Below are 10,851 nucleotides of genomic sequence, written 5' to 3' on the forward strand. Positions count from 1 at the left end.
ACAAGCAGCATTTCGCCAATAAAACCACACGCGCATGCGCAAAATGTATTTAAACAGAGATGTGTCCACCGCCGCTTTTTTTTCCCAGCAGAAAGGAATCTTCACCAACACCGGGGGATGTCAATGAAGGTGACAAAAGATCTGGAAGAGTTACTGAGGCGTATCCGTCTCGACCACGCGGAGATTGTCGAACGCTTTCGCTTTCTCGACTGGAGTGCCGAAGATGCCGAGCTACTGGGCGCAGCAGCTCAGCACATGGCCCCAGCCCAGCAGGCTTTCGTCGATCATTTGTACCGTCACCTGGCGCAATTCTCCACGCCCTCTGCGTTACTTCGCGCACCGGAGGTCACCGCCCGCCTGAAGCAGAGCCAGGCTGAGTATTACCAGTGCCTGTGGGGCGGCCCCTACGATAACAGCTACGTCAACGGTCGCCTGCGCATCGGTGTGATCCACCAACAAATCGGCCTGGAATTGAAATGGTACCTCGGCAGTTACCGCCTGTACCTCGACACCATGCTTGAAAGCGTGTTCGGCGACAGCGCGGATGCCACGCTCTATGCAAGCCTGTTGAAGGTAGTGTTCTTCGACATGACGCTGGCCATCGATACGTACAGTGCGGCCCAGCACAAGGCGCTGGAGGACAGTGAGGCACGCTTCGCCCGTGCGCTACGCGGTGCCAACGACGGGCTGTGGGATTGGCATGTCGACCAGGACCGGCTTTACGTTTCAGAGCGCTGGGCCAGCATGCTCGGCCTCAGCCGCGATAGCATCGGCGAGAGCAGCTTCAGTTGGTTCGGTCGCGTGCACCCGGACGACCTGCCGGACTTCCGCCATGCCATCGATGCTCACTTGCAAGGGCAGACATCGTCTGTTCACCATGAGTACCGCATCCGCCAGAACAACGGTGAATATACTTGGGTGCTCGTGCGCGGGGTCGCCGAAGTGACGACACCCGGTGAGTTGCGCATGGCTGGCTCACAGACTGATATCAGTGCACGCAAGGATGCCGAGCAGCGCCTCAAGCATAGCGCCCAGCATGACCCGTTGACCGGCCTGGCAAACCGCATGCGGCTTGATGAGCAAATGCAGAAAACCTTCATGAAGCAGCGCAAGGGCGGTGACTACGAGGCGCTGCTGTTTATCGACCTCGACCGTTTCAAGTTGATCAATGACAGCCTCGGTCACAACGTTGGTGATCGCGTGCTGGTGGAAGTGGCATTGCGCTTGAAAGACTCTCTGCGCCCCACTGATCAGTTGTTCCGCTTCGGCGGAGACGAATTCATCGTGCTGCTTCATGACCTCACCTGCAACCGCGACGCCGAGCAGATCTCCCAACGCATCCTCGACAACCTGCATCAACCGCTGCACATGGACGGCCGTACCCTGGTGGTCAGTGCCAGCATCGGCATCGCCCCATTGCACGATCATGGCAAAGCGCTGGATGTCCTGCAGGCCGCCGACCTTGCCCTCTACAGAGCCAAGTCAGCCGGCAAGGCGCGGTTCGCCCATTACGACGAAGCGTTGCAAGACACTGCTCAGCAGCATCTGGAACTGGAGTCCGCGCTAGGCCAGGCGCTGCAACAGAATGAATTCGAACTGTACTACCAACCGATTTATCGCCTTGACCAAGGAGTGCCCTTGGTGACGGGGGTTGAAGCGCTGTTACGCTGGCGCCATGGTGAACGCCTGATCTCACCACTGGAGTTCATCCCTGCGCTGGAGGAGTCGGGGGAAATCATCCGCGTCGGTGAATGGGTATTGCGCCAGGCCTGCCAGCAAACCCGGCTCTGGCAACTGGCCGGAAACGACCGCCTGCGCTGCTCGGTGAACATTTCCAGCACCCAATTGCAGCAAACCGACTTCACCCCCCGGCTAATCGACATCCTGCAAGAAAGTGGCCTGCCTCCAGCCAGCCTGATCCTGGAGATAACCGAGAGCCAACTGATGCATGACGACATGGGCACATTGGCCTGTCTGAATGAATTGACCAGCCTTGGTGTGCTGTTGGCGCTGGACGATTTTGGCACGGGTTACTCCTCGCTCGGTTACCTCACGCGCTTCCCGCTGCACATCCTCAAACTGGATAAAAGCTTCATCAACGGCATTCCCTACGAAAACAAACAGAGCGCAATTAGCCAAGCGATCATCAGCCTCGGCCGTAGCCTTGACCTGGAAGTAGTGGCCGAAGGCATCGAGAGTTCGGCACAACTCGAATTTGTGGTGGGTGAAGGCTGCCACTACGCCCAAGGTTACTGGTTCAGCCGGCCACAACCAGCCGCCCAGATACACCGCTTGCTCAGCGGAGAAGGTTGTTACGAGGTGAGGTAGTTACGCCGCGCGTACCCATCAGTTCAGGAGAACAACAATGAAAACCAATCTTCCAGTCAGTGGTCGTGCCGTCGAGTTCAGCGCCAATGCGAACATTCTTTCAACAACCAACCCCAAGGGTGCCATCACTTACGTCAACCCGGACTTCATCAACATCAGCGGGTTCAGTGAGGCCGAATTGCTCGGCGTCAATCACAACATCGTGCGTCACCCGGACATGCCGCCAGAAGCCTTTGCGCACCTATGGCAAACACTCAAGGGTGGGCGCTCGTGGATGGGGCTGGTAAAAAATCGCTGCAAGAATGGTGACCACTATTGGGTCAGCGCCTACGCTACGCCAATGCAGCGCAATGGTGAAACCGTAGAATACCAATCGGTTCGCACGCTCCCAGCAAAAGCACTGGTGGAGGCCGCTGAACATCTCTATGCACAGTTGCGCAGTGGTAAAAAAACCAACTGCCTGCGTAGCTCACGGCTGTCTGTCGGCATGCGCCTGGCACTTGCCAGCACGGGCATTAACCTGCTTGGCTTTACTGCTTTAGGGTTGGCGGGCGCGTTATCCTGGAGCTACGCCGCGCTCACTATGCTGCTATTGAGTGTGCTGCTCGGTGGCATGTTGCGCTATAGCCTGCGCCCCCTCGACGCCCTTGCCCGCAAAGCCAGGAATATCGCCGATAACCCACTAAGCCAGGTACTGTACAGTGGCCGCCGCGACCAGTTTGGACAAATTGATTTCGCCCTGCAAATGCTCGAAGCCGAGACAAGGGCAATTGTCGGACGCATTGCCGATTCGTCCCGTCAGTTGAGCAAGGAAGCCGAAGAACTTGTATCTGCAGTGGACAACAACAATTGTGCGACCCTGCAGCAGCAGGGGGAAACTGCACAAGTAGCCAGCGCAGTAACCCAGATGGCCAGCAGTGTGCAGGAAGTTGCGCGCAACGCTCAGCTCACCGCCAGCGCCGCGAACCTGGCTAATCAGGCATCCGACCGCGGCCATCAACTGGTTGAGCAAACGCGCCAGCATATAGATAGTCTCGCCAGCGAGGTGCAGCACACCAGCGCGGTGATTCATCAACTGGAACAGCATGGAAATGAAATTGACCGCGTACTCGAGGTCATTCAAAGCATCGCCGAACAGACCAACCTGCTTGCCCTCAACGCCGCCATCGAGGCCGCTCGCGCCGGCGAGGCCGGGCGCGGTTTCGCCGTGGTCGCCGATGAGGTGCGCGGGCTGGCTTCGCGTACCCAGCAATCTACCGCGCACATCCAGGGCACCATCGATACCTTGCGGCGCTCCACGGGTGATGCCGTGCTTGCGATGCAGCGTAGCCACAGCAAGGCCGAAGTCAGTGTTGAACAGGCACTGTTAGCCGCCCAGGCGCTGGATGGAATTACCCAGCGAGTCGATGAGATAAGCGGTATGAGTGTGCAAATCGCTGCTGCAGTGGAGGAGCAGAGTGCGGTGGGTGACAGCATCCAGTGCAACCTGGAGCAAATCAGCCAAACCACCCAGAAAAGTGTGCTTGCCAGCAAGCAGAGTCGCTCAACTGCTGCCCATGTCGCCAATCTGGCCGAGCGCCTGCAACTGCTGTCGGCGCAACTTTGGGGGCGCCAACGTATTGAGTGACGGGTGTGGTGGAAGAGCACCGATGCTTACTTGTCACGCACGTTGCAGCATGCCGAGTTGCCGTTCCTCAGCTATGCAGGATAACTTCGACCTGTAAGAGCGGCCTTGCCGGGGCGCCAGCTTGAGCCGGGGCAAAAATGGTGAGGGGTAAATTCCAGGCACAAAAAAAGAGGCCCTTAGGCCTCTTCTTTTTGATCCCAGCGACGCACTAAGGATCGAATTTGGAGCGGGAAACGAGACTCGAACTCGCGACCCCGACCTTGGCAAGGTCGTGCTCTACCAACTGAGCTATTCCCGCGTCGTGATGGGTGCCATTCTAGCGATTTCTAAAACCGCGTCAACCCCTTGATTCAAAAAACTTTTATTTTTGTTCCGAACCTTCGCGCAGGTGCGGCCAGGCGGCCACCAGGTAGTGCACCATCGACCAAAGGGTCAGGGCAGCCGCCACCAGTAGCAGGCCATAGCCCAGTACCACCCAGAAGCTCACCACCGGCGGGTTGGCCAGCAGGATCACCAGCGCCAGCATCTGCGCCGCAGTCTTCCACTTGCCGAGGTTGGACACCGCCACGTGCGCACGCGCACCCAGTTCGGCCATCCACTCGCGCAGCGCCGAAACGACGATCTCGCGGCCGATGATCACCGCCGCCGGCAGGGTCAGCCAGAAGTTGGCGTGCACCTGTACCAGCAGCACCAAAGCCACGGCCACCATCAGCTTGTCGGCCACCGGGTCGAGGAAGGCGCCAAACGGGGTGCTCTGCTGCAGGCGACGCGCCAGGTAGCCATCCAGCCAGTCAGTGGCGGCGGCAACGGCAAACACGCTGCTGGCGGCCATGTAGCTCCAGTGATAGGGCACATAGAACAGCAGGATGAAGATCGGAATGAGCAGGACGCGTAGAACGGTGAGCAAGTTTGGAATATTCATCGGTACGACTGGCCGCAAGTTGAGCCCGGCATTCTACTCGCTATGCAGGCTGGCATAAATTGATTCGGCAAGCTTTTTACTGATGCCGGGGGCTTTGGCGATTTCATCGATACTGGCGCGGTTGAGCTCTTGCAGGCCGCCGAAATGTTTCAGCAGGTCGCGGCGGCGTTTCGGCCCTACCCCGGCTACATCTTCCAGGCTGGACACCCGGCGGGCCTTGCCGCGGCGGGCACGGTGGCCGGTGATGGCAAAGCGGTGGGCTTCGTCACGGATCTGCTGGATCAGGTGCAGCGCCGCAGAATCACCCTTGAGGGTAAATTCGTGGTGCACGTCGTTCAGGTACAGGGTTTCGAAACCGGCCTTGCGGGTTACCCCCTTGGCCACGCCGAGCAGTGTCAGGTCGGTAAAGCCCAGCTCCTGCATCACGTCGCGGGCCATGTTCAGCTGGCCCTTGCCGCCGTCCACCAGCAGCACGTCTGGCAGCTTGCCCTCGCCGTCCTTGATGCGCCCGTAGCGACGGGTCAGGGCCTGGTGCATGGCCGCATAGTCGTCGCCAGCCGTTACGCCTTCGATATTGAAGCGACGGTAATCGGACTTCAGCGGGCCTTCAGGGCCGAACACCACGCAACTGGCCACGGTGGCTTCGCCGCTGGAATGGCTGATGTCGTAGCACTCCAGGCGTTGTGGTACTTCATCCAGGCCCAGCACTTCGGCCAGGGCCTCGAAACGTGCAGCCATGTGTTGGCGGTTGGCCAGGCGGGCATTCAGCGCCTGCTCGGCGTTGGTCACTGCCAACTGCTGCCAGCGGGCGCGGGTGCCACGCACCCGGTGGCTGATGCTCAGCTCGCGGCCGCGCAGCGTATGCAGCGCCTCGGTGATGGCGTCGAAGTCTTCGTGAACCACGTTGACGATCAGCTCACCGGGCAATTCGCGCTCTGCGTTGCCCAGGTAGTACTGCGACAGGAACGCAGCCATGACCTCGGCCACCTCCTCCTCGATGCCTACCTGAGGGAAGAAGTTCTTGCTGCCCAGCACCCGCCCGCCGCGCACGCTGATCAGGTGCACGCAAGCGCCACCGGGGTTGACGAAGGCAGCGATGACATCGACGTCGCCGCTGCCGCCTTCGATGTACTGCTGGTCCTGCACACGGCGCAACAGGGCGATCTGGTCACGCAGTTCGGCGGCCTTCTCGAAATTGAGGGCCATGGCCGCCTTTTCCATCTCGGCATTCAGCTCGTTGCCCAACTGCTGGCTGCGGCCTTCAAGGAACATCACCGAGTGGCGCACATCCTCGGCGTATTCCTCGGCTGTCACCAGGCCGGTGCAGGGGCCTTTGCAGCGCTTGATCTGGTACTGCAGGCATGGCCGGGTGCGGTTGGCGTAGTAGCTGTCTTCGCACTGGCGCACCGAAAAGGCCTTTTGCAGCAGGCTGAGGCTTTCGCGGATGGCTCCGGCGCTGGGGTATGGGCCGAAGTAACGGCCCTTGGCCTTTTTCGCCCCACGGTGAATGCCCAACCGCGGGAACTCGCCGTCGGACAGGAACACGTAGGGGTAGGATTTGTCGTCGCGCAGCAGGATGTTGTACGGCGGCCGCCATTCCTTGATCAGGTTCTGCTCCAGCAGCAACGCCTCGGTTTCGTTGGCGGTGATGGTGGTTTCGACCTGGGCGATGCGCGCCACCAGCGCAGCGGTCTTGGGCGCCAGGCCGGTCTTGCGGAAATAGCTGGCCAGGCGCTTCTTCAGGTTCTTGGCCTTGCCTACGTAAAGCAGACGGGCTTCGCCATCGAACATCCGGTAAACGCCCGGGCGACCGCTACAGGTGGCCAGAAAGGCGCTGGCATCAAAAACTTGGGACATGAGGTTTTACAGGCTTGCGTCGACCATACCGTGGCGAACGGCCAGCAAGGTCAGTTCGACGTCGCTGGTGACCGAGAGTTTTTCAAAGATCCGATAACGGTAAGTATTGACGGTCTTGGGCGAGAGGCACAACTTGTCGGAGATGATCTGCACTTTCTGGCAACCAACAATCATCAGGGCAATCTGGATTTCCCGTTCAGACAGCGCGTCGAACGGCGAACCCTGGGGCTGGTAGGGCTTCAGCGCCAGCTGCTGGGCAATCTGCGGGCTGATGTAGCGCTGGCCGGCAAAGGCCAGGCGGATGGCCTGGACCATTTCATCAAGGCCTGCACCCTTGGTCAGGTAACCAGCGGCGCCGGCCTGCAGCAGGCGCGTCGGGAATGGGTCTTCCTCACACACGGTCACCGCAACCACCTTGATGTCCGGGTGGCTGCGCAGCAGTTTGCGGGTGGCTTCCAGGCCGCCGATGCCGGGCATTTTCACGTCCATCAGCACCACATCCGGCTTCAGCTCACGGGCCAGCTTGAGTGCCGACTCACCCGAATCACCCTCACCCACCACCTGCAGGCCATCGATGTCGGCCAGCATGCGTGTAATACCGGTTCGTACCAGATCGTGATCGTCGACCACTAAGACCCTAATCAAGCACACACCTCGTCAGCAGGGCGATTGGATCCCGCCACCTTAACAAAATTTTTCAAAGCGGGCCTAACGCATTACTTCCGTCAGAAACGCCTTACGCTCAACTGTGAGAGACCTCACTGTTTGCCGGGGTTTATCCAGTTTGGTCAAACGCCCCAGCAGGTGCCAGAGCGCCGCCTGATCGTCGCACGACAACTGCCGGAAAGCCGCCAGCAAACCGGACTCATCCGTGCTCAGGCCTTCGAGCGACGCGGGGGTACGCAGGCCACTGAGCACGTACAACGCATCCACGCCCCTTGCCGCCAAGGCCGCCAGGTAATCGACCCGTGGCGTGCGTTCGCCGCTTTCGTACTTACCCTGGGCGTTGGGTTCGACCCCACCGATATCGCCAAACACGCGCTGGGTCATGCCCAGCCGCTCTCGCTCTTCCCGCAGCCGCGGCCCGATTCCATTCATGGGGTCCCTCCTCAATCCTTGATCTCAATCATGCGTGGCCTGCCCGTTTGCAAGCAGCCGTGAATGCCTGAGTTCACTATGCCCATGCTCTTCGATGACGACAAGCCATCATTGCGCCATTAGTCGATTGTGCGCTGCATGCGCACAAAGCAATCGTCCTCACCCATCTCGACAAAGCCATGGCGCTGGTACAGCAGCAGCGCCGGGTTGCTGCGAAACACCATCAGCCGCAGCAGCGGCAAGCGACGCTGCCTGGCCCATAGCGCCAACTGTTCCAGCACCCAGCTACCGACGCCACGACCACGGTGTTCGGGTAGCAGGTGCAGTTCGCGGATGAACAATGCCTGGCGGTCCTGGCTGAGGCTGCAGAAACCCAGCAGGGTGTCGCCTTCAGTCACCAGCCACTGCTCGCGCCAACCCCAGGCTTCGTCAAACGCCTCCTCGATCCACAGCAGGTCATATTCGCGGTAGTACGGCAGCATGGCGCGGCGGGTGAGGTCGCGGGCGAAGGTGCAGTGGCTGGCGGTGGCGGGGGTTAGCTGTAGGGGCATGGCTATTTCGGCTCTCGGGCGCAGGGACCTTTGTGGGAGCGGCCTTGTGTCGCGATTGGGCTGCAAAGCAGCCCCAGGATTTTTGCCTTGATGCAAATATTGCTGGGGCCGCTGTGCGGCCCTATCGCGACACAAGGCCGCTCCCACAACGGTCAGCACGGTCCAGATGAATGTGTGCAATTACCGTGTGCCAGGTGCAATCATTATCGCTCATCGGGCATAACACACGGGCGAACTACCAGGCCCACGCCTGTCCAGCTCATCTTCCAGCCAATCGGCCAGCACCCGGGCATTGTTGTGCTCGGTGTCCTTGCCAGCATAAAGCAATGTCAGCGTTCCCTTCCCTGCCATATCCAGCAGTGGGTACCAATGCTCCGGGTGGGCTGCCAGCTCTTGCTGGTAGCGCTGGGTAAAACCGGCAAAATCCACCTCACCCTGGTGAAACGCCTTGCGCAATTGATCTGAAGGTGCCACTTCGCGCAACCACTGCCCATGCAGGTCTTCCTTGCGTTTGTTACGTGGCCACAAGCGGTCGACCAGCACGCGCTGGCCATCTTCTTCCTCAACCGTATCGTAGACACGCTTGCAGCGAATCATGGGTTTCTCCTGCCCTTACCGTCCGTCTTGAGCCTAGATAATTCATTGATCGAGGTCACGGTCGGGTTACGAATTGTTTCTATGCTCAAGGCCTTCGGCACCTTCGCCCAACGCCAACCGGAGCCCCCATGGCAACCCCGTCACTGGCCAGCCAGCCGCAACTGGCCCAACGCGATTCCCGCCCGCAGCTAGCCCACAAGCCCGGGCGTGCCACCCTGGTGTTGTTCTTCGGCCTGCTGTTGGCCGGTATTGCCTACACCGCCTGGAGCCTCAAGCAGGATGTGACCGCCAGCGGCACGGTGATCACCACGGTCACGCCATTCCTGCTGCTGGGCCTGGCGCTGCTGATTGCCTTGGGCTTCGAGTTCGTCAATGGCTTCCATGACACCGCCAACGCGGTAGCCACGGTCATCTATACCCACTCGTTGCCAGCACCGGTGGCGGTGGTGTGGTCCGGGCTGTGCAACTTCCTGGGGGTGCTGCTTTCCAGCGGCGCAGTGGCGTTCGGCATCATCGCCCTGCTGCCGGTGGAGTTGATTCTGCAGGTCGGTTCCTCAGCCGGTTTTGCCATGGTCTTCGCCCTGCTGCTGGCAGCCATCATCTGGAACCTCGGCACCTGGTGGCTGGGCCTGCCAGCGTCGTCTTCGCACACTTTGATCGGTTCGATAATCGGCGTGGGCGTGGCCAATGCGCTGATGCACGGGCGCGACGGCACCAGCGGCGTGGACTGGGCTCAGGCCAGCAAGGTTGGCTATGCCCTGCTGTTCTCGCCATTGATCGGCTTTGCCTGCGCCGCCCTGTTGCTGCTGGCACTGCGTGCGCTGGTCAAGCGCAAAGAGCTGTACCAGGCGCCAGAAGGCCGCACGCCACCGCCGTGGTGGATCCGCGGCGTGCTGATCCTGACCTGCACCGGGGTGTCATTCGCCCACGGCTCCAACGACGGCCAGAAAGGCATGGGCCTGATCATGCTGATCCTGGTCGGCACCCTGCCGATGGCCTATGCGCTGAACAAGACCATGCCCAACGAGCAGGCCCTGCAGTTTTCCGCCGTCGCCGAGTTAACCCGCCAAGCGCTGGTACGCAGCGACCCGCAAGCAGCTCCGGCCGACCCGCGCCAGGTGCTGACGCTGTTCATCGCCGAACCCAAGGCCAGCCCGCAACTGGTACCCGCATTGGCGGCGCTGACCGGGATGATCGGCGACCAGGTCAAAGGCTACGGTTCGCTCAAGCGCGTACCGGCCGAAGCCATGGCCAACGTGCGCAATGACATGTACCTGACCAGCGAAGCCATCCGCCTGATGGAGAAGAAACAGCTGGTGGCGTTCGATGCCGACACCCGTAGCCATCTGCAGCTGTTCAAGACCCAACTGGACGACGCTACCCGCTACATTCCGTTGTGGGTGAAGGTGGTCGTGGCCATTGCGCTGGGGCTGGGGACCATGGTCGGCTGGCGGCGCATCGTGGTCACGGTGGGTGAAAAGATTGGCAAGACCCACCTTAGCTACGCCCAGGGTGCTTCGGCCGAAGTGGTGGCGATGTGCACCATTGGCGCGGCGGACATGTTCGGCTTGCCGGTATCGACTACCCATGTGCTGAGTTCCGGCGTCGCCGGGACCATGGTGGCCAATGGGTCGGGGATTCAGAAGCGCACGCTGGTCAATTTGCTGATGGCCTGGGTACTGACCTTGCCAGCGGCAATGCTCCTGGCCGGGAGCCTGTACTGGCTGCTGAGCCAGATTTTCTAACAAGCTGGATACGCCCCCTGTAGGAGCGGCCTTGTGTCGCGAAAGGGCCGCAAAGCGGCCCCGGGATTCCAGCGGTAACGCATATATTGCCGGGGCTGCCTTTGCAGCCCTTTCGCGACACAAGGC

At 60.5% G+C, this 10,851-nt stretch carries 9 protein-coding genes and 1 tRNA gene; 3 read left to right on the forward strand and 7 right to left on the reverse strand.

Going from position 1 to position 10,851, the window contains the following annotated elements:
• On the forward strand, positions 1-2,328 hold a 2,328-nt coding region (locus ABE456_RS26995), incomplete at its 5' end, for an EAL domain-containing protein (RefSeq protein WP_346646647.1).
• Positions 2,329-2,365: 37 nt separating this feature from the next.
• A complete protein-coding gene (locus tag ABE456_RS27000; protein ID WP_346646648.1) occupies positions 2,366-3,955 on the forward strand; it encodes a PAS domain-containing methyl-accepting chemotaxis protein in 1,590 nt (529 codons plus the stop codon).
• A 222-nt stretch (positions 3,956-4,177) separates the two neighbouring features.
• Here ABE456_RS27000 and ABE456_RS27005 read toward each other — a convergent pair.
• The 7 genes from ABE456_RS27005 to ABE456_RS27035 all read right to left on the reverse strand — a co-directional run bounded on the left by ABE456_RS27005 (position 4,178) and on the right by ABE456_RS27035 (position 8,980).
• Positions 4,178-4,253 (reverse strand) — tRNA-Gly (locus tag ABE456_RS27005).
• A 63-nt stretch (positions 4,254-4,316) separates the two neighbouring features.
• A complete protein-coding gene (pgsA, locus tag ABE456_RS27010) occupies positions 4,317-4,877 on the reverse strand; it encodes a CDP-diacylglycerol--glycerol-3-phosphate 3-phosphatidyltransferase (protein WP_346646649.1) in 561 nt (186 codons plus the stop codon).
• Positions 4,878-4,910: 33 nt separating this feature from the next.
• Positions 4,911-6,734, reverse strand: coding sequence for an excinuclease ABC subunit UvrC (gene uvrC / locus ABE456_RS27015; RefSeq protein ID WP_346646650.1), 1,824 nt, complete (start codon positions 6,732-6,734; stop codon positions 4,911-4,913).
• 6 nt (positions 6,735-6,740) lie between these two features.
• Positions 6,741-7,379 carry a UvrY/SirA/GacA family response regulator transcription factor gene (gene uvrY, locus ABE456_RS27020; protein WP_346646651.1) on the reverse strand — a complete coding sequence of 213 codons (639 nt, stop codon included), beginning with the start codon at positions 7,377-7,379 and terminating at the stop codon, positions 6,741-6,743.
• A gap of 63 nt (positions 7,380-7,442) precedes the next feature.
• Positions 7,443-7,832: a helix-turn-helix domain-containing protein gene (locus tag ABE456_RS27025; RefSeq protein WP_346646652.1), complete on the reverse strand. Its 390-nt coding sequence runs from the start codon at positions 7,830-7,832 to the stop codon at positions 7,443-7,445.
• Positions 7,833-7,951: 119 nt separating this feature from the next.
• Complete coding sequence (locus tag ABE456_RS27030) at positions 7,952-8,383, reverse strand: GNAT family N-acetyltransferase (RefSeq protein ID WP_346646653.1); 432 nt, start codon at positions 8,381-8,383, stop codon at positions 7,952-7,954.
• Positions 8,384-8,593: 210 nt separating this feature from the next.
• Positions 8,594-8,980: a DUF488 family protein gene (locus tag ABE456_RS27035; RefSeq protein ID WP_346646654.1), complete on the reverse strand. Its 387-nt coding sequence runs from the start codon at positions 8,978-8,980 to the stop codon at positions 8,594-8,596.
• Positions 8,981-9,108: 128 nt separating this feature from the next.
• On the opposite strand from ABE456_RS27035, the gene ABE456_RS27040 reads away from it, so the two are divergent.
• Positions 9,109-10,725, forward strand: a complete 1,617-nt coding sequence (locus ABE456_RS27040) for an inorganic phosphate transporter (RefSeq protein WP_346646655.1) — start codon at positions 9,109-9,111, stop codon at positions 10,723-10,725.
• The last annotated feature ends 126 nt before the right edge of the window (positions 10,726-10,851 follow it).

Origin of the sequence: Pseudomonas sp. TWI929, assembly GCF_039673335.1 — a bacterium.
Classification (GTDB): domain Bacteria; phylum Pseudomonadota; class Gammaproteobacteria; order Pseudomonadales; family Pseudomonadaceae; genus Aquipseudomonas.

What these genes read in the sequence shown, in the direction of transcription:
- ABE456_RS27000 (WP_346646648.1), top strand. Translation starts at nt 2,366, where the DNA reads ATGAAAACCAATCTTCCAGTCAGTGGTCGTGCCGTCGAGTTCAGCGCC.
- pgsA (WP_346646649.1), bottom strand. Translation starts at nt 4,877, where the DNA reads ATGAATATTCCAAACTTGCTCACCGTTCTACGCGTCCTGCTCATTCCG.
- uvrC (WP_346646650.1), bottom strand. Translation starts at nt 6,734, where the DNA reads ATGTCCCAAGTTTTTGATGCCAGCGCCTTTCTGGCCACCTGTAGCGGT.
- ABE456_RS27025 (WP_346646652.1), bottom strand. Translation starts at nt 7,832, where the DNA reads ATGAATGGAATCGGGCCGCGGCTGCGGGAAGAGCGAGAGCGGCTGGGC.
- ABE456_RS27030 (WP_346646653.1), bottom strand. Translation starts at nt 8,383, where the DNA reads ATGCCCCTACAGCTAACCCCCGCCACCGCCAGCCACTGCACCTTCGCC.
- ABE456_RS27035 (WP_346646654.1), bottom strand. Translation starts at nt 8,980, where the DNA reads ATGATTCGCTGCAAGCGTGTCTACGATACGGTTGAGGAAGAAGATGGC.
- ABE456_RS27040 (WP_346646655.1), top strand. Translation starts at nt 9,109, where the DNA reads ATGGCAACCCCGTCACTGGCCAGCCAGCCGCAACTGGCCCAACGCGAT.